Origin of the sequence: uncultured Aquimarina sp. (assembly GCF_947500065.1) — a bacterium.
Lineage (GTDB): Bacteria > Bacteroidota > Bacteroidia > Flavobacteriales > Flavobacteriaceae > Aquimarina.
The window spans coordinates 1-23499 of sequence record NZ_CANMQT010000003.1 but is presented as its reverse complement, the minus strand read 5'-3'; the positions used below and the strand labels follow the sequence as shown (position 1 = coordinate 23499).

General features: G+C 32.5%; 17 protein-coding genes. 5 read left to right on the top strand and 12 right to left on the bottom strand.

Annotated elements, in window-relative coordinates:
* Nucleotides 1–61 precede the first annotated feature (61 nt).
* From Q0975_RS10150 to Q0975_RS10130, 5 genes are all read right to left on the bottom strand, one after another.
* Nucleotides 62–1189: a hypothetical protein gene (locus Q0975_RS10150; RefSeq protein ID WP_299435996.1), complete on the bottom strand. Its 1128-nt coding sequence runs from the start codon at nucleotides 1187–1189 to the stop codon at nucleotides 62–64.
* A gap of 18 nt (nucleotides 1190–1207) precedes the next feature.
* Nucleotides 1208–2611 carry a RagB/SusD family nutrient uptake outer membrane protein gene (locus Q0975_RS10145; RefSeq protein ID WP_299435993.1) on the bottom strand — a complete coding sequence of 468 codons (1404 nt, stop codon included), beginning with the start codon at nucleotides 2609–2611 and terminating at the stop codon, nucleotides 1208–1210.
* Nucleotides 2612–2622: 11 nt separating this feature from the next.
* Nucleotides 2623–5982 (bottom strand): TonB-dependent receptor, encoded by a 3360-nt coding sequence (locus Q0975_RS10140; RefSeq protein WP_299435991.1) that lies wholly within the window; start codon nucleotides 5980–5982, stop codon nucleotides 2623–2625.
* A 101-nt stretch (nucleotides 5983–6083) separates the two neighbouring features.
* Nucleotides 6084–7061 (bottom strand): FecR domain-containing protein, encoded by a 978-nt coding sequence (locus Q0975_RS10135; RefSeq protein WP_299435988.1) that lies wholly within the window; start codon nucleotides 7059–7061, stop codon nucleotides 6084–6086.
* A gap of 67 nt (nucleotides 7062–7128) precedes the next feature.
* Nucleotides 7129–7701, bottom strand: a complete 573-nt coding sequence (locus Q0975_RS10130) for an RNA polymerase sigma-70 factor (protein WP_299435986.1) — start codon at nucleotides 7699–7701, stop codon at nucleotides 7129–7131.
* Between the two features lie 207 nt (nucleotides 7702–7908).
* On the opposite strand from Q0975_RS10130, the gene Q0975_RS10125 reads away from it, so the two are divergent.
* Nucleotides 7909–8856 (top strand): DUF547 domain-containing protein, encoded by a 948-nt coding sequence (locus tag Q0975_RS10125; protein WP_299435983.1) that lies wholly within the window; start codon nucleotides 7909–7911, stop codon nucleotides 8854–8856.
* Here Q0975_RS10125 and Q0975_RS10120 read toward each other — a convergent pair.
* The 4 genes from Q0975_RS10120 to Q0975_RS10105 all read right to left on the bottom strand — a co-directional run bounded on the left by Q0975_RS10120 (nucleotide 8853) and on the right by Q0975_RS10105 (nucleotide 14161).
* Nucleotides 8853–9974 carry a metallophosphoesterase family protein gene (locus Q0975_RS10120; RefSeq protein WP_299435980.1) on the bottom strand — a complete coding sequence of 374 codons (1122 nt, stop codon included), beginning with the start codon at nucleotides 9972–9974 and terminating at the stop codon, nucleotides 8853–8855. The genes Q0975_RS10125 and Q0975_RS10120 overlap by 4 nt on opposite strands.
* A 79-nt stretch (nucleotides 9975–10053) precedes the next feature.
* Entirely contained in the window at nucleotides 10054–10629 is a 576-nt protein-coding gene (locus Q0975_RS10115) for a hypothetical protein (RefSeq protein ID WP_299435977.1), read from the bottom strand.
* Between the two features lie 127 nt (nucleotides 10630–10756).
* Nucleotides 10757–12184 (bottom strand): Si-specific NAD(P)(+) transhydrogenase, encoded by a 1428-nt coding sequence (sthA, locus tag Q0975_RS10110; RefSeq protein ID WP_299435975.1) that lies wholly within the window; start codon nucleotides 12182–12184, stop codon nucleotides 10757–10759.
* Between the two features lie 6 nt (nucleotides 12185–12190).
* The gene (locus Q0975_RS10105) at nucleotides 12191–14161 is read right to left on the bottom strand and encodes an adenylate/guanylate cyclase domain-containing protein (RefSeq protein WP_299435972.1); all 1971 of its coding nucleotides are present in this window, start codon (nucleotides 14159–14161) and stop codon (nucleotides 12191–12193) included.
* 206 nt (nucleotides 14162–14367) lie between these two features.
* On the opposite strand from Q0975_RS10105, the gene Q0975_RS10100 reads away from it, so the two are divergent.
* The gene (locus Q0975_RS10100) at nucleotides 14368–14721 is read left to right on the top strand and encodes a DUF3307 domain-containing protein (protein WP_299435969.1); all 354 of its coding nucleotides are present in this window, start codon (nucleotides 14368–14370) and stop codon (nucleotides 14719–14721) included.
* A 167-nt stretch (nucleotides 14722–14888) separates the two neighbouring features.
* Here the strand turns inward: Q0975_RS10100 and Q0975_RS10095 are convergent, their stop codons facing one another.
* From Q0975_RS10095 to Q0975_RS10085, 3 genes are read right to left on the bottom strand one after another with little or no spacing between them, the layout of a single operon-like run.
* A complete protein-coding gene (locus tag Q0975_RS10095; RefSeq protein WP_299435966.1) occupies nucleotides 14889–15929 on the bottom strand; it encodes a SusE domain-containing protein in 1041 nt (346 codons plus the stop codon).
* An 18-nt stretch (nucleotides 15930–15947) separates the two neighbouring features.
* Nucleotides 15948–17564: a RagB/SusD family nutrient uptake outer membrane protein gene (locus tag Q0975_RS10090; protein ID WP_299435963.1), complete on the bottom strand. Its 1617-nt coding sequence runs from the start codon at nucleotides 17562–17564 to the stop codon at nucleotides 15948–15950.
* Between the two features lie 10 nt (nucleotides 17565–17574).
* Nucleotides 17575–20508, bottom strand: a complete 2934-nt coding sequence (locus tag Q0975_RS10085; protein WP_299435960.1) for a SusC/RagA family TonB-linked outer membrane protein — start codon at nucleotides 20506–20508, stop codon at nucleotides 17575–17577.
* 437 nt (nucleotides 20509–20945) lie between these two features.
* Between Q0975_RS10085 and Q0975_RS10080 the strand changes: the two genes are divergently transcribed.
* The 3 genes from Q0975_RS10080 to Q0975_RS10070 all read left to right on the top strand — a co-directional run bounded on the left by Q0975_RS10080 (nucleotide 20946) and on the right by Q0975_RS10070 (nucleotide 23033).
* Nucleotides 20946–21989, top strand: coding sequence for a histidine kinase (locus tag Q0975_RS10080; RefSeq protein ID WP_299435958.1), 1044 nt, complete (start codon nucleotides 20946–20948; stop codon nucleotides 21987–21989).
* An 8-nt stretch (nucleotides 21990–21997) separates the two neighbouring features.
* Nucleotides 21998–22723, top strand: a complete 726-nt coding sequence (locus Q0975_RS10075; protein ID WP_299435956.1) for a response regulator — start codon at nucleotides 21998–22000, stop codon at nucleotides 22721–22723.
* A 145-nt stretch (nucleotides 22724–22868) separates the two neighbouring features.
* Nucleotides 22869–23033 carry a hypothetical protein gene (locus Q0975_RS10070; protein WP_299435953.1) on the top strand — a complete coding sequence of 55 codons (165 nt, stop codon included), beginning with the start codon at nucleotides 22869–22871 and terminating at the stop codon, nucleotides 23031–23033.
* The last annotated feature ends 466 nt before the right edge of the window (nucleotides 23034–23499 follow it).

Sequence of the window (23499 nt, the reverse complement as noted above, 5' to 3'; positions counted from 1 at the left end):
TGAACTTGATTTTATGAAAGTAAACCAAGTTCATTATCATCAACTAATTCAAAATAAAACTTTACAGAATTCCCTTTATTGATATTGAGTCCAAAATAATCATTTCGGTATTGGCTCCATTTCTGAAGGTAACTACCAACCTCCCAGTAGTTAGTTTATCTTCTGGAATGGGTATTCTTAACTCTTGCCACGTACCTTCTGCCGCTTCAACATCATCATCAAAAAGAGAAAGTATTGGATCTCCTAAGCCATCAGCGGTTTCGTAATAAATTACCATTCCGTCTTCGGTTTCCCAAGTTGTTGTACCAAAAAACACTTTTACATCTAACACAGCATTCGTTACATTAGGATTTAGACCGATAATCTCATCAAATCTAAGTGTAACAAAACCATCTAGATCCGACGTTACATATGCTTGATTTCCATCCACAAGTTCTGTTAATCCTGACGGAAACACATCAGGGTTTGCTAAAATAACAGTACTGTTATAAACTCCCATAGTTTCCTGTTCTATGGCACTCACGCTTGCAGCCAGAAAAGATGCAGTAAAACCTAATTCACTACCAGTATTTACAGGGTAACTTACATATGGAACCTCTGATGACGCATCCGAATCCTGAACATTCAAAAGAGGATCCACAGTTCCTGCAGGTCTTGGATATTGGTTAAAATTTTCAAATGTTGGTACATCTTCAAAACTGGAATATCCAAACTCAAATAAATCATCCTCTCCAACAGTTACCGTTACACTTTTAGCTTCTCTATTATCTGGTTTACCTAATATCAAACCATTTGCCGATTCTAGATTGAATATCACTGATCTTGACCCTATAGAAAGATCATCATTGATTAGAGATTCTATAAGCGTAACCTCTGCTATGGTTTCTCCGGCAGGAAGTACAAAACTTCCAGAACCAGCCGGCAATATGTAATCTACTCCTTCCTGAGCTGCGTTCTGATCAGGGAAAGAGATCATATAATTTATAGTAAGGTCTTGAGATAAAAGTGGCCCCGAATATACAAATGATACAGTTATAGAACCTGTATCAGATTCTATAACGTTAATAGTATCAGTCGTAAAAGAAATATAATTGAAATTAGAAGGTAATATTACCTCGTTATCATTAGCATCGCAACCACAAAATAAGCTGATTATGATAGCTATAACACTATTTTTTAAAATTTTCATGATCTTCTTATTAGTTAATTAATACCCAGGATTTTGTTGTCCTGCAAGATTAGGATTCACATTAATTTCATCAATTGGAATTGGCAAAATGGTTCTGTCCTCAGGAGCTGTAATCATAATCGGATCAGCATCTTGTCTGAATTTATTAAAAGTAATTCCGTATCTGGTAAGGTCATATAATCTAAAACCTTCATAGGCTAATTCTTTTCTTCGTTCTAAAATGACTTTATCCAAAAGAGCTTGTCCACTTTCTGCTGATGGACTTGCCATAGGGTCTGCCCTTTGAATAATTAGATCCAAAGCCTCTCTTGATTCTATTTCTTCGGTAAGTTGTGCATGTGCTTCTGCTTTTATTAAGTACATTTCAGAAAGCCTAAGCACTTGAATATTATCATCTTGCACATTATTCCTCGGGAATTTAGTCACCAGGTTTACAGACCCATCAGCGGGATACAATTCTTTTCTTACATCCGTATCATTAAGTGTGTTTTTAAAATTATCTGTAGCAAAAGCATCTTTATAAGTAAGATAAAAATAACCTATAGAACTCGTTCCTGAATTATCAGTTTCATTATTAACTATAGCAAATAAAGTCTCTGAGTTTGAGTCTAATCCCCAACTAGCAACATACTCTTGATTTGTTAATAATCCATTACCACTATTCTCTATGACATCGTTTGCCATATCCCTTGCTTCTGTCCAATTTTCCATATGTAAATACACTCTGGCTAATAATGCTTTTGCGGCATAAACATCCATTCTAAAGGGAAATGATTCTGCCCTCATCAGGTCGATTGCTATTTCTAGATCACTCACAATTTGTGTGTAAACCTCGGCAGTAGTACTTCTGGATGGCTCCTGAATATTTCCACCATCTCCTAATAATTCAAAATCAGGAATTGGAACTCCTAGATGAGATGCATCTGATGTAAAATTGTATGGCTGAGCGAATAAAAGTTGAAAATTATGAAACGCTAATGCTCGTAATGCATACATCTCTCCAATATATTGATCTGCATCTTCCTGAACAGTTTCGGGATACGTTATTTCATTAGCTTTTTGGATGATTATTGAAGTGTTGGCAATGATACTGGTTAGGTTGTTCCACAAAGGGTTTACAAAATTATCATTGGCATTTACGGTATAGCTATCATAATCTAAATATCTCCCCGTATTATCAAATGCATCAATAAATGCATTGTCCGACATAATTTCCGGTAATAATAAAACACTACGATTGTAATGGTTAGAACTAGCAAATACGCTATATGCTCCGTTTGCTGCAAGGTTTAATGAATTGATATCTACAATTGCTTCATTCACGTCTACTGAATCTGACAGTCTTTGTTCTAGTGTATCTTCACAGGCAATAAATGTGAATACAAATAAAGTTATTATTATTATATATATATTCTTTTGCATAATTCGTGTCTTTAAAATGTTATATCCAAGCCTAAAAATATAGCTTTAGAAATAGGAATTTCTTGATTCAATCTACCATCTGATCCTGCTTCAGGATCCCTTTCTAATCTATCATCTTTCAAAAAAGTATAAAGGTTATTTCCTTTTAAATATATTCTAGCATTTGATAACCCTATACTACTTATTGCAGAATTAGGTATTTGATATGTTAATGATATTTCCCTTAACCTCACATAAGATCCATCATAGATAAATCTGCTAGATCGTTGTGAAGAACTCCCTGTTTGTGTATTTCCATATACAAAAGCAGGAACATCTGTAATATCTCCAGGTCTCTGCCATCTCCTTTCATAAGTACCTCTGCTCACATTTCCTGTAGTTGATAACCTTCTCGATCCATCACTATTAGTAAACCTATTCCAGGTATCATATACCAATCCTCCCCAAGCTGAATAAAACTGAAAGTCCAGAGATATCCCTTTATAAGATATCGTATTTCTTAAACCCGCATAAAAATCTGGTGTAGCCCTACCAATAATTACTTGATTAGCATTATTATAATTAGAGGTTATCTCGGTTCTGGTTTCATCAGTATACCATAAAGCATTACCATTTGCTGGATCTACTCCAGCATATGCAGGTAAATAAAATGTTTCAAAGTCTTCTCCAACAGCTATAATACTTGTAGTACCAATAATTGGTTCATCATTGCCAGAAAGCTTGGTCACTTCATTTCTATTCACTGTTATGTTAAAATTTGTATTCCAACTAAATCCACTATTTGATTCCACATAATTTTTAGTAGTAATATCAAATTCAAAACCAGTATTTTCCATAGACCCTATATTTTCAGCAATGCTGGTATCTCCATTGGTTGAAGATATTGGACGATTTCTCAGAAGATCTGTTGTTTCTCTTTTATACCAATCAAAACTACCTTGTACTCTTCCTTTAAAGAACGAATAATCTAATCCTATATTTAAAGGCTTATTTACTTCCCATTTTATATCAGGATTTCCAAGATCTGTAAAAACCAATCCAGGATTGCCATCATAATCATTAACAGAAAATAAATTAAATATTCCGGTAACAGGATCATTACCATTTTCTCCATAGCTGGCTCTAAACTTTAATGTACTAATAAAATCAACTTGATTCATGAAATTTTCGTTAGCTACATTCCATCCAATTCCCACGGACCAGAAATTTGCATATTTATTATTAGATCCAAAGCTTGATGATCCATCACGTCTTACCGATCCACTAACTAAATACTTATCCGCATATGAATATTCTGCATTAAGAAATACCGAATTTAAACCTGATTGTACTTTTTCAGTTGAAGCCTCAGTCGGGAGACTACCATTATTCAAGTCTTCAAAACCATCCGGAATATTCTCAACCGTAAGGTCACTAAATTTGTTTCTCACTTTTTGTAATTCATATCCTCCAAAAGCAGAAAGGCTATGATCATTCCAGCTTTGATTATATTTTAGCATATTTCTAAATAACCAAGTGAATAAAAAATTTGAATCTTGTTCACCACGACCAGTCGGTCTTCCATCTCCAAAGCCAGCAGGAAGTCTTAAAAACTGATCTTGAAAAGTTTGATTCATATTAATTAGTGATTCATATGATAGTCCATCTACAATCATATATGAAACATTAGCTCCAGCCAAAATTCTGTGTGTTATGTTTTTTCTAATCTCCTGTTGTGCTTGTGCAATCGGATTATGTGTACTATTAAAACCAAAATTAAATGTACCATCATCATTATTTGGTGATATATCTGGTCTGATTCTGTATATAGATCTCACTGGGTTAGCAAATGCTCCTCCAGTTGGTCTAACCTTAGAAATTGATTTATTATACGAAATATAGGCGCCAGCTTTTAGACGATTTGTGAAATGGTGATCCAATTTAAGCCTTGAATTCATACGTTCAAACCCAGAAGCCAAAATAATTCCTTCCTGATTAAAATATCCACCAGACAAAAAGAATTTCGTTTTTTCTGAACCTCCTCTTATGGATAGATCATGTTGCTGGTATAATCCATCTCTAGTTATTAAATCATACCAATCGGTATTAACATTTGGGTTAAACCCATTACCTACTAAAAAATCAAGAGCTTCAGCATCGTTATTTCTTATTCCTGCATTCTGTACACCTTCTACTAATAACTCCTGTAATTCAGAAGTATTCAATGGTTTAAATCTATCCGCAACAGTAGCAGAAGAAAACCCGGATTGAGTACTGTAAGAAACTTTAGTTTCACCATCACGTCCTGATTTTGTTTGTATAACAATTACTCCATTAGCCCCACGTGTACCATAAATCGAAGTAGACGCGGCATCCTTTAATACTGATACTGCTTCTATATCATTAGGATTTAACGACGCTACTACATTTGCATCAGTAGTTTGAAACCCATCAATAACGTATAAAGGAAATGCTGAATCGAATGATCCAACCCCTCTTATTCTAACATTTGGGGTTGCTCCTGGTTGCCCACTACTTGCTGTTACTAGAACACCTGCTATATTTCCTTGTATACTTTCTTGAATAGCCGCTCTTGGAACTCCTGTAATTGAATTAAGATCAAGGTTTACGGCTGAACCAGTAACTCTTGACTTTCTTTGTACACCATAACCTGTAACAATTACTTCGGATAACTCGTTTAAACTCTCTTCTAATGTAATATTAAGAAGTTCTTTTGTTGCTGTAATTTCTTTAGCCCTAAAACCAACATATGAGATTACTAATATATCTCCAGGTTTAGCTTTAATTTTAAAAATACCATCAAAATCTGTTTGGACACCTGTATTTGTGCCCTTAATTAGAACTGTTGCCCCAGGCAAAGGGTTTCCAGAATTATCCACAACTATTCCTTCAACCATATTTTCTTGGTTTGAATCTATGGCAATTTTACTTACTTCTTCACTTGACTTTTGTTTTCGTTGTTCCTCCTGTTGCTCTATATCATCTAAAAACTTTCGGATTTCTTGCACTGAGGTTTTAGAGTTTTTTGGAAAGAGAACAATACTGTTTTTATAAAGTTGATAATCTATATTAGTATTTTTAAAAAGTTTTCTTAGAACATCCCTAACTTTTTCATTATCAGCTTTTACTGATACTTTTCTCGAAATATCAATTAAACTATTATTGTAGAAAAAACTATATTCACTTTTTTGTTCTATCTCTTCAATCGCCATCTGTAATTTAACTTCATTTACAGATATAGAAATAGTTTGAGAATAAGAACTAAATGAAAATATCTTCGAAATAGTAATGAAAAGCAAAAGCGAATAGATTTTCATAATTCTTATAAGGTCTTTCCCGGAAAGAAAGTTACCGGATAGATTTTTTTTCATAATTTTGTGTGATTTTAATTATTCAAATTTGTGAGTCTAATTAAATGATCTTTAAAGAGGATGTTGCCGCATCCTCTTTTTTTTGGATCATGTTTTTCCAATTACTGTGATTCTAACATAATTTTATTGTTTAAGTGTTTATAATTAATAGGTGATGAAAGCTTAAGGATTTCTAATGCCTCCTCTAAAGAAAGATTATCAAACTCCCCTGTGTACTTATATTGTAATAGTGTATCAGATTGTATTATGAATTCTACACTATATTTTCTTTTAAGATCCTGAACTACTTGTTTTAATGGTGTTTTATTAAATATTAGCTTTCCTTGTTTCCACGAGATGATATTTTCTGAATCAACATTATCAACTTCAATACTACTTTTATTCTTAATGTAAATTGCTCGCTGAGATGGTTTTAATACAACGGGAGTCTCATTTTTTTGCTTTAATACTTCTACCTTGCCAGTAACCAGTGTTGTTTCTACTTTTTCATCACTTGGATATGATTTTATATTAAAAGATGTTCCCAACACCCGAATCTTTATATCATCGGTATGCACTATAAACGGTTTTGTAGTATCACGCTTAACATCAAAAAAAGCTTCTCCGATTAATGTTACGGTTCTAATACTATCTGTAAACTTTTTAGGATACGTTAAATGGCTTTTTGCATTCATAATTACGGTAGATCCATCTGGTAGTATAATTGTTTTTTGATCTCCAGAATTTGTAGCTATGCTTTTTATATCACTGCCAAAAAAATCTACTGTAGTTACTATTAAATTATCACCTGTAGAAGAATTAAACGTATACCCAGCAATACATATGATTATAATAGAAGCAGCAATAGCAACGTATTTAAACGGTCGTTTAGTGCTAACTTTTCTGGAATAAAATTGCTGATATGCTTTCTCTTTATTTATATCTTCTTCAGCATCCAAAGTAGAAGCAATATATGTAGCTTTAAGAAGATTGTATCTTTTTTGATTAGCCGGATTTTCACCAATCCATCTTAACACATCGCTTTTATCCTCAGGATTAATTTCTCCTTTGATAAATTTTATGAGTTCCCTTTCCTCCATTATTTATTGTCTTATACTTATAAAGACGTATAAAAATGAAACTACCCCTAAGCTGTTTTTAAAAATTTTAGAAAAAAGATAAAAATTCTCTAAGATGAACTCTCATATGCTTGATGGCTTTAGACATATGATTCTCTACTGTTTTTATTGAAATATCTAATTCATCAGATATTTCTTTATTCTTTTTACCATCAATTCTACTTTTTACAAAAACGTTTTTACATTTTTCTGGAAGTAAATCAATGGCTGATTGAATCTTAAGGGCTAATTCTTTTTCTACAATAGAAGATGATCCATCATCACTAAGAGCCTTATGGTTAATAAAAGCTTCTAACTGGATTGTATTATTAGAACTACTTAATTTATATTTTTTAGATCTCAGATAATCCAAACATAAGTTCTTTGTGATCTTAAATAAATAACCGTTTACATTACTTTTAATATCCTTCCTTTTCTTCCAAGCTTTTAGAAATACATCTTGAACGATCTCTTCTGCATCTTCCGTATTATAAACATACCCTATAGCAATATGTAACAATTTTGCATAATAAAGCTCAAAAAGAATTTTGAAAGCTTCTTCGTTTCCTTGCTTTAAATTCTTAATGAAAAAATTATTCTTTATTTGTTCCCTTTGCTCCAATTATAAAAATAATTCATTATAAAGGTAAAGATTTTTTGTTTTAAATCTTATGAACATTTATAATCATTTAAATAATTGACCTTATTACACTTAAAACATAAATTAAAAATTTCTTAAGTAAATTACCTTTGAATTATGAATATTTAAAAAAGTAAGTGTTAAATTTAAAATCAGACTATTTTTTTTAACAGTAATGAAATAACCAATATGCAAAGATTTTATTTCCTATTAGTATTCATCGCCATATCAGGATGTAAGTCTGATAAAAAAGAGATAACGATTCGTAATCAAGTAGAGAAAGCTACAGTTATAGATAATTCTGCCTCTGATATGAAATTACAAGATACCGCAGTAAATAAAGAAGAAACAAATAATAATACTATACCTGACTCCGTTGTAGATTCTAATACAATAAAAGAAGAAGTAACTGCAAAAGAGGTTATTCCAGAAACACTTCCCAAAAAAGAAACACCTAAAGAAGAAATTATAGAAAAAGAAATTGAAAAAATCAGACCTGATCATTCTGTTTGGAACCAATTGACCAAAAAGTACGTTTCTTCTAAGGGAAAAGTAAATTACAATGGTTTTAAATCTAATATTTCCACTATAGAAAAATACCTATCCCATCTCCAAGTTACTTCTCCGAAAAAGGATTGGACAAAGAAGGAGAAACTAGCATATTGGTTTAATTTATATAACGCTGCAACAGTACAATTGATTGCTAATGCTTACCCAATAAAAAGCATTAAGGATATTAATGGAGGAAAACCTTGGGATAAGAAATTTGTTAAATCAGGTAATCAAATCTATTCCTTAAATCAAATCGAAAATACAATTGTTCGTCCTAATTTTAATGAACCAAGATTACATGTTGCTTTTAATTGTGCAGCAGTATCCTGTCCAAAACTTTTAAATGAAGCCTTCAGTCCTAGCAAACTTTATAGTCAATTAAACAAACTATCCAGCACATGGATTAACGACCCTACCAAAAACAAAATCACTGAGAACAGTATAGAGATCAGTAAAATTTTCGAGTGGTACGGTAGTGATTTTAAGAAAGGTATTATTCCTTTTATAAATCGATATGCTACTATAAAAGCTAATGGTTCAGCAAAAATTCAGTATCTAGAATATAACTGGAATCTGAATGATTAATTTGCGTTATATGGATTACCATTTTTAGACCAAGTTAGCATAGTACTATCTTGTACTTTTATATTATTATTTGGTACATCCTCATAGTATGGATTCCCTTTATCAAATCCTCTAGAAATAAACTGAACATTTCCATTACTTAGAATATTAATTGTGCTATATCCAAAAAAAGCTGCTTTACCATCACTTCCACCATTTCCTGCAATAATCTGATAGGTTCCTGTACCATCAGGTTGCATTCTTTGATAATCATGAACATGAGCTGATAGCATAGCTACTACCTCGTTTTTTTGTAATTCAGGCCAAAGAATTGGGCCTTCAGGAAATCCCTTGTGCCCTGTTTCTGGTTTACCATCAACATAATATGGTTTATGTCCTAATACGAAAATATGATCTATATCTGGGTTTTGTTTGTATTGCTCAATTTGATTAATAATCCATTGTGTAGGTATTAACCCTTCATAGCCATAAAGATTTTCTTTTGTTCCTGGATTATACGTATCCGTATTCATTACTACAAACCCTACATTATTACGAGCAAAGGAAAAAGTCATTTGATTAACAAGGCTATCATTACCTTTAATATAATTACGATCTGCAGGCATATATGGTTTCATATATTTCATCCATACAGGAGTAGAACCCGCTAGCGGATATTCCTTTTTATCATTAGTATTATAAAACAGCATTTCATGATTTCCAGGCACAGCGACAAGCTCTATTCCAGAATCACTAATAGTACTAAAAGCTTTATTTTCATATAACTGCACCCATGCCTTTAATTGTGCATCTAAATTAATAGTATCAGACTCTGCTAGTACTAAATCTCCTAAAAAGAAAAATAAAGACGGTTTTTGTTTTAGACTTGTCACATCCTCAAATATTCTTTTTAATACGGAAAGATTTGCCGTAGATGCATTAGTTGCGCTGTCATTATGCCAATCCGCATACTGTACTCTATTACATCCTACAAAAGAAAAACTGAATAGTATAGAATCTTTTACGATTTCAACATCTTCAGATGTGATTTGTTTTGTCTTGTTTCTTTTGTCACAACTACTTATGATAATTGTAAATCCGAATAATATTGTAACCAGAATAACTTTAGATTTCATCATTTTATTGAAGATTTTAAAAACAATAAATCTAATAAGATAATCCAACTTATTTATGGGTAGAAACACCTGTTTATATCGACTAGTTTTTATTTGTATTTGAAATCCAATCTTCTACTACAGGAGGTGGTGGCGGTGGCGGAACAATACCATATAAATCAGCCCATACCTTTCTTCTACAGCTTTTTTCTTTATATGACCTCATAAATGAGTACCACCACGTTTTAAAACCAGCATGATCCTTTAAAACTCTATTTTTTTCTACTGAAACTTTTTTTGATACTTCGTCATATTTGAAAGCAAGCTGTAGAACAAAAAGATAATCGTTTAGCCCCCATTCTGTATTGTTATCAATCCATTTACTGGCAAAAATGGTGTAAATATATTCATCCCCATATGGGTTATAAAATATATTAGGTCCATTAAGAACATACTTTTCATGCTTCATCGTGTTATCCTCAAGTATCTCTATTAGATAATCTACATTAGGGACATTATCGAAAACTCTACTAAGTTTTTTTGTGTTAGATTCTTTAATCAGCTTACCAATAGCTTGGCCTTTTTCCAGACAAATAAATAATGCTTTTTGATCACTTGTACCTTTACTACAAGAGGTGATTAAGGCTAGCGCAAAAAGAAGTCTGAAAATATACTTCACCAAGTATTATTTATTAAGTTATGATTATAAATTATAAAAAAATGTGAGTGACGAATCTACATAATAAATCCTATCAAAACCAAAAATTTTCTTGAGTGTATTCTTTAATTAAAAAAATGTAAAACAACTATATCATCTCTCCGGCTGTCTTTACCTTTTTACCTGCAATATTGCCTAATCCATCGTAGCTAGCATATTTATACAAGTCGTGTAATGTGGGATAATTAAACACTGTAGAAATAAGATGATCTAGTGTTTTCTTCTCTTGTACTAATTGCATTCCAAAATGAATCAATTCTGTAGCAAAATGTCCCATAATATGAACACCCTTAATCACTTTAGACTTTTTATCAAAAATTAATTTCAAGTATCCATTGTCATTATCACCCATAATTTTGCCTCTTGCTGTATCTCTAAAATAGCTGTATCCAACTCCATAATCAATATTACTAGCTTTAGCCTGTTCCTCAGTAATCCCAACCATTGAGACTTCTGGAACTGTATAAATCCCATAGGGAAAAACATCTGCCATAGATTCTAAATCTGCTGTGTCAAACATATTCGTAACTGCCAGACGTCCTTGTTCCATACTAGTACTGGCCAAAGCTGGGAAACCAATTACATCACCAACTGCATAGATATTAGGGATATTTGTCTGAAATTTATCATTAACTAATACCGTTTCTCGTTTTCCCGTTTCTAATCCAATACCTTCACAATTCAATCCTCTTATATTTCCACTGCGGCCTGCAGCAAATAAAAACATCTCTACATTAAGAAACTCTCCAGATCTTAATTTTAGCCTAAGTGGCTGCATTTCATCTTCAGAAATTTCGAACTCAGTCACTGAGTTATTAAATAAGATTTTGATTTCATTCTTTCGCATTTGTTCTACAAGTGCTTCAGAAATTTCTGAATCCAGAAACCCTAAAATCTTATCATGATCGTTGACTATAAAGGTCTTCACTCCCATTGCCCCAAAAATAGTGGCATATTCACAACCAATTACTCCTGCTCCTAATACACAGATAGATTTTGGAAATCGTTTAATATTAAGAATAGAGTCAGAATCTAAAACACGCTTATCATCAAAGGGTATATTCTCTGGATGATATGGATACGACCCTGTAGCTATTAGGATATATTTCCCTTCTATAATTTGCTCTAATTCTCCAGATATTTTAATGTGTGTAGTATCAATAAAGCTAGCAAAACCTTCAAAAACTTCTATTCCGTGTTTTTTTAGGTTATATGCTACTGTTTTGTGCATATGACTTGTTACAATATTTTTACGGTATAAAAAATCGTGTACTCCTGTTTCTCTTCCGATCTGTTTATCTACTCCAAATATACCTTTCTGATAAATTCCAGAGAGATACAAAGCTGTCTCTTTAAGTGTTTTTGATGGTAGCGTACCAGTCTGCACTCCTGCACCTCCATACCTACGTTCTTTTTCTATTATAGCCACTTTATATCCAAAATATGCTGCCTTTGCTGCAGCTTTTTCACCAGCTGGACCTGAGCCAATGACAATAAGGTCAAATTTCTTTTTCATTCACTATTATTTGGTAATCATATGTGTTATTTCATCCCAGGAGGATGTTTTCTTTTCTAAGTAGTTTTCGCATCTTTCAAAAAATATTTCTACTGCTCTATCTTTAGGATTTACTCTATGCAGCTCAGAAAATATTACAGCTGCTTCCCTAATCTTTTTATTTTCAATAAACTTTATTCCTTTATTATAAGTTTTAAGATAGCTTAATTTGATTTTTTCTCCAGGACCTATAAATTCATATACTGATAATGTATTAGTTTTCCCTTTTACCTGAACAGTATCCAGAAACCTATAATGAAATGATTTTTTGTTTTTAAGCTTTGATAAGGTATGCTCGGTTCCTATAACTTTTGCATCATAATATTTGGTAAGACCCTCTACTCGTGAAGCTGTATTAACAGCATCCGATATCACTGTTGTTTCTAACCTGTGATCATGACCTATCGTTCCTAAAATTAGTTTACCTGTATGAATTCCTGTTCCTATTTGAATTGGAAGTGCTATGTTTTTCTGAAGTCTTTGATTATATTCTTCTATAAAATCCTCAAATTCAAAAACAGTTTGTATTGCCGCATCAGGATTGTCGGGAAATAGGGCCATTACAGAATCTCCTATAAACTTATCTATAAATCCTCCATTACGTTTTATTATGGGAACAATTCCGCTTAAATATTCATTAAGAAAATCAAAGTTCTCCTGCGGACTCAATAATTCAGAGATTTTAGTAAACTCTCTAATATCAGAGAAAATTACAGTCATCTCTCGCTCTACCTGATCTCCTAATTGCACATCTTCTATACTCTCTCTACCCAGATTCTGAAGAAATTCCTGTGGTACAAAACGACTATTTGCTTCACTAAGGCGAAGCAATCTTTTATTTGCAGTTGCCAATTCCTCTGTACGTTCATCAACTTTTTGCTTAAAAAACTTTAATCGAGAAATTACCTCATCCTTAAGAAAAGAAAAATTACGAGTAAGGCTTCCTATTTCATCATCTGTACGTATTAATGGATGTTCCGTCTCTAATGTGAAATTACTATCTACAAATCTGGTAATATGCCTAGTAAGATCTGTAAGTGGTCGGGTTATTTTTCGTGAGATTAACGCACTGATCCATATGCTCACGATCAACAATAGAAAAGCAATCACCCCAAAATAGATCGTAAGTTGCTTAAATTCTGCTTTTGCCCATTCCTCTGTATATAAAACTAGATTACTAAAGTCTTCTTCACATATAGTTATATGTTGATCCAATTTTTGTTTTAAACCTGCATTATCTCTTATACCAATACGTTGATCCAGTTTTACTAATTGAATAAACTTATTATGATAGCCATCCAAATAAAATAAAATTGTTTTTTTTCGGGCTTTGGATATTCTCCTATTGTTTATAGTTTGTTGCCTTAGTTTAGTCACCAAAGCACTTAATTTAGTCACATAAACAGATTCATTACGCATAATATAATCCTTTTCATATCGTCTTAGAAAAAGAATATCTTCAGTAGAAATCTCATTGATTTGTTCTAACCAATGTGCATCTTTTCTCATGGAACCTTCCAGATTGAAGTTTTTATAACCTCTTGCCTGGATTTGTTCGATAAGTTCCAAAAAAACAGCATCTATCTCTGCTATGTCGGATTTTATAAATTCAATACCCCCAACTAATGCTGATTCTTCTTCAAAATCCACTTGCATTAAATACGCTCTAGTACTATCTAACATGGTAAGATATTGATCCAGGTATTGATTTTCTCCTGTTTTAAAGAATTGAGGATCCCTACTTGCATGACTAAAAAAATCTTGTTGAGCTTTTGCACTTTTTAAAAGCATTACATAAGATTTCTCTATCGCTTCGGTTCGTTTCAATACAGTTTCTCGCTTTTGAAGATAGGTAATAGAAAGCATGATAATCACAAAGCTAAAGCTGATGAAAACCAGAAACCAAAATAACAATCGATGACGGAAAGTACGAAACATCTGATAGTATTAAACTTTGATATATACCTATTGCACATCAGTGCATATTCATCTCATAAAAGAGTAAAAAGCTCACAATTTGGTTCAAAACTATTTATACTACAATATACTTAAGTTTACGCTCTTTTTGTATGTTTTTAGCTACAATTATTAAAACTTCGTCTAAACAATTAGGTTATAACAGCCTGAATTGATATCTTTTAGCTATGATCTTTAGCTGGATTCTAATAGCGCACTGGATGGGAGATTTTGCATTTCAAACCTCTAAAATGGCTCTGGGAAAAAGTGAAGAAATGAAATGGCTTTTAATTCACGTTGTAGTCTATACGGTTATACTAGGAGTTTTATCGGTGTTTTTATTTCCTATAAAAATTGCTATTACTTATGTTTTAATAAATAGTTTATTGCACGGTTTCACAGATTTCTTCACCAGCAAACTCACTATGCGTTATCGAGAAAACCCTCGAATCTTTTTTCCTCTTCTGGGTTTAGATCAGTTAATTCATCTACTTACCTTGTATATAACCTACCTGAATATAGAAGCGCTATCCTTTTTTTAATCTTACAATACAAAACTTTACTATTTACTATCAATAGAAAAAGGGACTATGTGGTTCTAGTCCCTTTTTTGTTGAAATAATATAAAAACTAATTCAACACAAACAAACAGGTTTTATCTAAAACAATTAAAAGATGAAAACCCAACTTACATATTTTCTTTAGAAGATTAAATTTGTTTTAAACTGTACTCTAATGTTTTAGGATTGAATGTAATCAAGTACTCTCCAGCGGTAACAGGAATATTATTATTTAAAGTACCTGGTTCTAATACACCATCATTATCGACATCACCATAATTTACCTCCCAATCATTATTAAATCGTACTTTAATATTTCCATCTGATAAGTTCACTTCGGCTTTCCAATTATCAAATAAAGGATCATATGTCAATGGCATATCTGGTCCATCCCAACCATTTATAGTAGCATCTCCCACTAATCCCCAAGAATAGGGTTCTACCGAGTAGTTTAATGAATTTTCATTAAAAACTATTTTATAGGTTCCGGCAGATACTATAATATCATTACCTCCTGATTCTAGAGTAGTGTCTGGTTCGTTATCTCCATAATTTGTAGTCCAGGCATTATCTGCTCTTATCTTAATTGCACCATCAACAAGATCAACATAGGCAACAAAAGTACCTGCAGGTTCACTATCATCCGTAGATTGGTAAAATGGCATGTCTGGTCCATCCCAACCATTTATAGTTGCACTTCCTACCAATCCCCATCTAGATGATAAATCTAATGCAGATAAATACGGTGTAACTATTAATGAACTCTGATCAGAAAACCAACTTGTATCACTAGACAATACTGTTTCAATTTTCACAAAAAGCTCTGTTGCTTCTCCAGGATTAGCTCCTAAATTTATTAGAATTTGATTGAGTTCTGTTGTGGTTAATGTTTCTGAAAAAGTATTTCTTACTGCTCTAATCTCTGCTGAACTGAAATCACCATCAACTAAATCAAATAATAATTGATACCCTATAGATCCATAATTATATCCGAAATCCGGTTCCTGAAATGTAATTGATACTGCTTCTTCATTTTCATTATTTCTATCTAGTATAATGTTGTTATTAGAGAAAACGGGGATTCCAGTAGAAGCTGTGGGAGAAATTGTTACAAGATCATCATTATCCTCGCAGGATATGATACATATGAATGCTATCAGTACGATAGCTATTTTATATAAAATTTTCATGATTTTAATACTATTTAATTAATATCCTGGAGTTGGAATAAGGTTAGGATTTGCATTCAATTCTGCACTAGGCATTGGATATAAGTCTCTGAACTTTTCTGTAATTCTTCCTGCAGCTATGTTTCCTTTCCAAGGCCATATTCCTTGATCAGAGAATTGTCCAAAACGGATTAAATCGGTTCTACGGTGACATTCCCAATATAATTCACGGGACCTTTCATCTAAAATAAAATCTAAATTTAAATCAGCTGCGCTTACATTACCACTAGTATCTCCATAAGCTCTTTCTCTAAGATCATTAATATATCCAATTGCAGTACTGGCATCTCCTCCTCCTCCTCGAAGAAATAATTCGGCATACATTAGATACGCATCTGCCAATCTAAACATTGGGAAATTGACATCTACGTTATTTCCTGAAGCATCAGAACCGATATCGCCATTCACATCTACATTACGATATTTAGTAACTGCATATCCTTGTGTAAAATCAAATGGGTTTTCTATTTCTAATGTTTGGCCACTAGTATGGAACATTGCTCTTGTATCTGTATCCCCTGAAATATCATCAAACTTTGCAACAAAAGCACTCGTACTTCTAAGGCCTCCCCAACCAGAATTTACTCCAAAATCAGCAGGATTCATATCTCCACCAATAGCAGCGTGCACCAAATATGTTGCACCTCCAAAAGATCCATTAGCAATTCCATCAAAAAGTATTGGATATATGATTTCATCCTCTGCGCCATTACGATCATTATCCGCTAAAAAGAGATAGTTGTAATTAGATACTAAGTTATAACCTCCGTTAATGATTCTATTGGTATACTCTAAAGCATCTGCATATCTCTCTGTGCCTGTATACACTTCTGCGTTTAAATACAATTTTGCTAATAACATCCATACAAATCCTTTATCTGCTCTACCATATTCGTTCTGACGAGGATTTGGTAATCGCGTTTCAATATCTAATAATTCGGATTCTATATAATTGAACATATCTAACCTGGACATTTGCTCTGGAAAAAATGCTCCTACAGGATCATTCTCATTGACAAATGGAATATCGCCAAACATATCAATTCCATGCCAATAGCTAAAAGCTCTCATAAAACGTGCTTCATCTCTAAATCCAGAAATCTCTTCTCTTAATGCTGCATCTACATTTCCTCTACCGTCGAGTGCTCCTGGTTCTGTTTCTCTTAAAAACTGATTAACTAAACCAACCTGAAAATAAACTCTAGCATACATTGCAGTAATAAATACATCAGAGGATGTCCATACATGGTTATGAATATCGTGGATTGTCTGATCATTCCAAGCGATAATAGATTCATCAGTAGCTAGTTCCTGAGTTGTAAAAAGCAAACGTAGATAATTAGAAAAATTACCGTTGATTCCTGCAATATCATCAAAGTTTCCGCTCGTATCCTGTCCGGTCAGAGAAATCCCTCCATAAATCTTAGCTAAGAATTGTTTGTATGCTTCTGGATTATCAAAAGTAATTTCGGATGTTTGAGCACTTAACGGTTCTAGATCTAATTCATCAGCACATGATGCTAAAACTAGTAACATTAATAGTATCAAAATTGTAGATACACTAATGAGTTTATTTAAAATTTTAATTGTTTTCATTTTCATTTTTTTAAAAGTTCATATTTGCTCCAAACACGATATTTCTTGGTCTAGGAAAGAAATTATTATCAATCCCACCAGGAATTTCCGGATCTATACCATCATACCCTGTGATGGTAAAAACATTCTGTACAGTCAACTGTAATCGTAAACCTATTTTATCATCCTGAATAACATCCTTAAAATTGTATCCTAATGTTATATTGTCCATTTTTAGGAATGATGCATCTTCTAAGTAATAATCAGATAATAGCTGGTTATTTCTAAAACCTGTGTCTAATATTGATGCGTGTACATTTCTATTAGTTCCTAGAGAATGTAAACCAAATTCGTTTCCTGTAGAAGAAGCTACATTGTTATAAACATAGTTTCCTATACTAGCTCTCATTGTAAAATTCAAATCCCAATTTTTATAGCTGGTACTAGAAGAAAAACCAAATAAATAATCTGCAGCTGGACTTTCGTTTATGTTTAGATCTCCTGTATCGATGACTCCATCACCATTTATATCTTCATAAACACCTTCTATAGGTCTTCCGTTGGTATCATATACTTGTTTATATAATAGAAATGATCGTTGTGGAGAACCTACTCTATGTATTTGTACCGTATTTCCAATACCTCCTGAAATAAAACCTGTTGGAACACCTATAAATGAAGGATCATCTACAATGTTCAATTTTACGATTTCATTAGTGAGATAGGATGCATTAAAGCTCACATTCCAATTTAGATTCTTCTTTCTAATAATATCAGAGCTAATAGTAAACTCAAACCCACTATTTTCTAAATCGCCAATATTTGTTGTTAATTGGTTAGTAAGATTTGTTCCTGATGGTATCGGAATTAAGTTTAAAACATCACTTGTTTCTCTTGTAAAATATTCTACGCTTCCCGAAATTCGATTATCCAAAAAACCATAGTCTAACCCAATATTATAAGTTTCGGATTCTTCCCATTTGATATTTTCATCATATCCTTGTGGACGTACTGTATTATAAAATGTATTTCCTAACTGGTATTGCTGATTATCCGCACCATTAACATATACAGGTAGGTACCCAAAATCTACACCAATTTCTTGTTGTCCAGTTTCTCCGTATCCCAATCGTATCTTTAGATTAGAAATGGTTTTAGAATCTTTAAGAAAATTCTCTTCAGTGATATTCCACGCTATTGCAGCTGCAGAAAAATTACCCCAGCGATTATCTTCACTAAATCTAGAAGAACCATCCGATCGATAACTTAGCGTTAGGAGGTATCTACTATCATAAGAATAGCGCAATCTAGTAACATACGATTCCAAAGCATTCTGAGTAGCGAAACTATTTTCAATAGGTGCTCCTACCATTGGAGTGCTACTATTATAATTCTTTCTATAAAATTTCTGAAATGTATGTCCAGCTGTTAATTCTATTGTACTGCGTATGCTTTCGATTTCCTTTTTGTAGTTTAGGAAAAAATCAACGAGCGTACTTCTTCTTATACTTCCATAATCACCTACAGTTCCTTGAGAAAGAAATCCTGAAGCAGAAGATGCTGGTGTATTGGTGTTACCACTTACTTCATTATAATCGAATCCTAGGTTTATATTAGCATTTAATCCCTTTAAGAACGGAGCATTATAGTCTAATTTAATATTACCTAAAGCTCTTTCTGTTTCTGCTGTATTAGTCAACTGCTGTAATAATCCAACAGGATTTCTAGGAGCTAATGGTTCTGGGTTCCCGTTAGGTTGTAACCACTCCCAATACCCTCCATAGGCATCTGATCCACTGAATACAGATTGCGTAGGATCAAATTGTGCTGCAGATCCTAAAGCTCCTCCATTGGCAAAATCATCCTGTGTAAGTGCTCCCCGAATATTTAAATCAACTGACAAACTATTATCAAACAATTTCTGAAGCAAGCTTACAGAAGCAGAACTACGCTCAAATTTAGAGGTTTTCACCAGTCCCTCTTGGGTAGTATACCCCGCAGAAAATCTGTAAGATGTACTTCCAAAACCTTGGCTGAAGGTTATATTAGTATCTGTTCCTATAGCTTCCTGTAATATCTCATCCTGCCAATCTGTATTACTATTACCTAATAAAGGTAGAATTAATGCTGCATTTTGACTATTAGCAGCAACTTGTCTATATTGATCTGCATTAAGTACATCGGTTGTTCGTTGTACCATACCTATGGATCCTGTGGTATTTACTTGTATTTTAAAAGGGGAGCTTAGTTTTCCTCCTTTAGTAGTAATTAATATAACACCTGCAGAAGCTCTAGATCCGTAAATGGCCGTTGAAGAAGCATCTTTTAAAACCACAAAACTCTCAATATCATTGGGGTTTATACTATTTAGCGCTGATACTCCATTACCTCCTGTTGTTCCTTGATCTATGGGTACTCCATCAATTACCACTAATGGACTATTATTAGCTGACAAAGAAGAGTTTCCTCCTCTAATACTGATAGTTCCTGCCTGTCCTGGTCTTCCTCCAGGTGGGATTACATTAACTCCAGCAGTTTTACCGGTGATTAATTGTTCTGGAGAAGAAATAGCTCCTTGATTAAATTCATCAGAGTCTACTTTCTCGATAGCTCCTGTAGCATCTTTTACAGTTGTTGTACCGTATCCAATAATAACAACTTCATCCAATGCTGCTGCATCTTCGTCTAGTGCAATATTAATAATAGTAGTATCCACTATTATTTCAAAATTCTTAAACCCCAAATAAGAAAATACTAACACATCTCCGGTAGTAGCATTAATTACATACTTACCATCAAAATCCGATACAGCCCCATTGGTTGTTCCTTTAATAACAACATTTACACCTGGAATAGAATTTCCAGTCGATTTTTCTGTAATAATACCACTAACTTCATTTTGTGCTTGAATCCCTAAGGAAAAAAAAGTGATTAAAAGTAATACTAGTTTTTGTTTTGTTTTCATACATTAATTTGATTCTAATAGTTTAAATTAAATAGTTAGTTAAGTGGCAAGTCATTATCAATATGTGATTGAGGAAGATTGTTTTTATCTCATAATTCTATAAGTATTCGATACGTGGTTATGGTGATATATTGTGTATCAGAAAACAACCGTTTTTTAAATAAAATCATACTAGTTTTGTACTAATTGTTCAAATGAGATCCTATATTATTAAAAATCAATAGCTTCTTAAAATTGATTAAACAAACAACAGATTATAGCAACAAAAAACAGGTTGTTTATGTTATTTCAGTTTATAATTCTTTTTTGAGCCTATATTGACATTTATACACAGCAAACTGTTGTTTATAAACAGTAATAAGTAGTTCGACACTATCAATAGCGAAGTGTTAATTTGTTTGGAATTTTATTCTTACATTTCGCGACTAACACGAATAATGACAGATTTTTTTTACAGCAATCAATTACGATACAGGATTAGTAGACACGTTCTATACTGGTTAGGGTTTAATTTGTCTTTAGTATTTATTTGGGCGAGTTCTAATAATAACTACCAGATTCATCTTACAGTACAGGCTTTATTATTGCCCGCAAGAATGTTAGTGGTTTACGTAGCTCTTTACGTTTTAATTCCTAAATTTTATATAAAAAGAAATCTATTTGTATTTGGTATTAGTTACGCAATTTGGTTACTATTGGTCACTGTTTTAGTGCAAAGACCTATTTGGGGAATTAGTAGACCTTATATATTTCCAGATTGGACACATTTTGAAATATATAATATAACCGAAATTATGGGAAATTTTTTTGATATTAACCGTGCTGCCATTATTCCTATAATTTTTGTTTTTGTACGATTTTATAACAAAGAGCAAAAAAGGACTTTAACATTAGAAAGAGAGCAGTTTAAATCAGAATTAACTCAACTACGAAATCAAATACATCCTCATTTCCTATTCAATACGTTAAACAACCTCTATTCATTAATTATCAAGAAATCTGATGCTGCAGAAGATGCACTTATCCGTTTATCAGGATTAATGAGATATATGCTATATGAAGCTAATGTGCCGAAAGTTCCTTTATCAAAAGAAATAGAATACTTAAGAAACTATATTGATCTGGAGAAACTAAGGCTTAATAGCAGTAACACTATTCATTTTACAACTAGTATGAATAAGGATAATCAAATAGCTCCATTTATCCTTATGCCTTTTGTAGAGAATGCTTTCAAGCATGGGATTAGTAATGATAAAATATCCTCTATAGAGATAAGCGTGAAAGCTGATAAAGATGTGTTAATAATGACAGTATACAACACCAAGAAATTAAATGCTCATAAGGATATTGGTGAAAAAACAGGTGTAGGTTTGGTTAATGTAAAAAAACGTTTGGAATTGTTATACATAGATAAATATGAAATTATAAAAAGTGAAACAGACTCGCATTATAAAATTATTCTGAAATTAAATCTTATTTAATATTGTATATGAAAAACCAAAAAATAAGATGCCTGGTTGTGGATGATGAACCGCTTGCTAGAGATGTTATAGAAAACTTTATTTCACGTATTGATGATCTGGACTTGATTGCTAAATGTAGTAGTGCGCATGAAGCGTTTAATGTATTGCATAAAGAAGATATTGATCTAATTTTTTTGGATATACAAATGCCTGAGATTACCGGAATAGAATTCCTTAAAGATCTATCTCCTGCTCCAACGGTTATTTTTACTACCGCATATAAAGATCATGCTATAGATGCTTACAATCTTGATGCAATAGATTATCTATTGAAACCTATCGAGTTTTCTAGGTTTTTGAAATCTGTCAACAAAGTATATCGGCAATCAAAACCTATATCCGAAACTCGTATAGAAGAACAAGGTACTATGCAAGAAACTAACCCTTATATATATCTTAAGGTTTTGAAAAAAATGCAGAAAATATACCTTCAAGATATTCTTTACATAGAAAGCCTAAAAAGTTATATTAAGGTGAAGACAATTTCTAAAGAGATTATTGCACATAGACCCATATCTTCCATAGAAAGTATACTCCCAACGGATAAGTTTTTAAGAGTTCATCGATCATTTTTGATCTGTGTGGATCATATAGATGCTTTTTCTCCGATTGAGATAGAATTAAAAGGAAACAAGGTTCCTGTAGGTAGAAAATATAAAGAAACGGTTAAGGAAATGCTAGGGTATTTCTAATTCTATGGTAATAGGATACATAATTAATCTACTAAATTTAATAAAACTTTATAATAAACGGGGAAATTTCACACAATTAAACGTATAGATTTGTTGTTATACATTTAGAATCTCATAACAATTTTTAACTCTTAAAACCTTAATTATGTTAAAAAACATTTTAAACCTAAACAGTGCTAAAGTATTAAACAAGAATCAACAAAAGGAGATTGTTGGAAATGGCATTCTTACACCATGTCCATTTGCTCCTCCTTGTGATCCAGGCATGATAGAATACCTTTGTGAATGCTATCATCCTTGGGAGCTTTAAAAAAATAAAGAGGTAGTCTGAAAAGCACAATATTTACTATACTGTCACATTGAGCGGAGTCGAAATGTACTGAAATCGAAGGATGGTTATTTCTCGACTCCGCTCCTTTAGATTAGCAAATAAATAAAAAGGATTAATTTTAGAAAGAGAAAAGGAAGAAAAGTAAACTAAGACTTTCGCTCTGAGATAAACTCATATTTCGATTTAGACTTTTCTTCCTCTATCATCAAAACTCAAATAGAAATTAGGGATTTAAAGCCCATTATTAAGGAGTTAAGTTATTGATGATTCTTTCTCTTTTCTGTTTCATTCAAAAGCTAATTTATGAAAAGTAAAATTATTGGTATTGATATTAGTAGTACAACTTTAGACATTTGTGTTAAGAAAGATAAAGACTTAGCTTATTATCAGATTAATAATGATAAGAAAGCTATAGAAAAGTTCTTTAATTCATACTCAGATCAGC

What these genes read in the sequence shown, in the direction of transcription:
- Q0975_RS10125 (WP_299435983.1), top strand. Translation starts at nt 7,909, where the DNA reads ATGCAAAGATTTTATTTCCTATTAGTATTCATCGCCATATCAGGATGT.
- Q0975_RS10095 (WP_299435966.1), bottom strand. Translation starts at nt 15,929, where the DNA reads ATGAAAATTTTATATAAAATAGCTATCGTACTGATAGCATTCATATGT.
- sthA (WP_299435975.1), bottom strand. Translation starts at nt 12,184, where the DNA reads ATGAAAAAGAAATTTGACCTTATTGTCATTGGCTCAGGTCCAGCTGGT.
- Q0975_RS10120 (WP_299435980.1), bottom strand. Translation starts at nt 9,974, where the DNA reads ATGATGAAATCTAAAGTTATTCTGGTTACAATATTATTCGGATTTACA.
- Q0975_RS10105 (WP_299435972.1), bottom strand. Translation starts at nt 14,161, where the DNA reads ATGTTTCGTACTTTCCGTCATCGATTGTTATTTTGGTTTCTGGTTTTC.
- Q0975_RS10085 (WP_299435960.1), bottom strand. Translation starts at nt 20,508, where the DNA reads ATGAAAACAAAACAAAAACTAGTATTACTTTTAATCACTTTTTTTTCC.
- Q0975_RS10080 (WP_299435958.1), top strand. Translation starts at nt 20,946, where the DNA reads ATGACAGATTTTTTTTACAGCAATCAATTACGATACAGGATTAGTAGA.
- Q0975_RS10145 (WP_299435993.1), bottom strand. Translation starts at nt 2,611, where the DNA reads ATGCAAAAGAATATATATATAATAATAATAACTTTATTTGTATTCACA.
- Q0975_RS10100 (WP_299435969.1), top strand. Translation starts at nt 14,368, where the DNA reads ATGATCTTTAGCTGGATTCTAATAGCGCACTGGATGGGAGATTTTGCA.
- Q0975_RS10140 (WP_299435991.1), bottom strand. Translation starts at nt 5,982, where the DNA reads ATGAAAAAAAATCTATCCGGTAACTTTCTTTCCGGGAAAGACCTTATA.
- Q0975_RS10150 (WP_299435996.1), bottom strand. Translation starts at nt 1,189, where the DNA reads ATGAAAATTTTAAAAAATAGTGTTATAGCTATCATAATCAGCTTATTT.
- Q0975_RS10075 (WP_299435956.1), top strand. Translation starts at nt 21,998, where the DNA reads ATGAAAAACCAAAAAATAAGATGCCTGGTTGTGGATGATGAACCGCTT.
- Q0975_RS10090 (WP_299435963.1), bottom strand. Translation starts at nt 17,564, where the DNA reads ATGAAAACAATTAAAATTTTAAATAAACTCATTAGTGTATCTACAATT.
- Q0975_RS10135 (WP_299435988.1), bottom strand. Translation starts at nt 7,061, where the DNA reads ATGGAGGAAAGGGAACTCATAAAATTTATCAAAGGAGAAATTAATCCT.
- Q0975_RS10070 (WP_299435953.1), top strand. Translation starts at nt 22,869, where the DNA reads ATGTTAAAAAACATTTTAAACCTAAACAGTGCTAAAGTATTAAACAAG.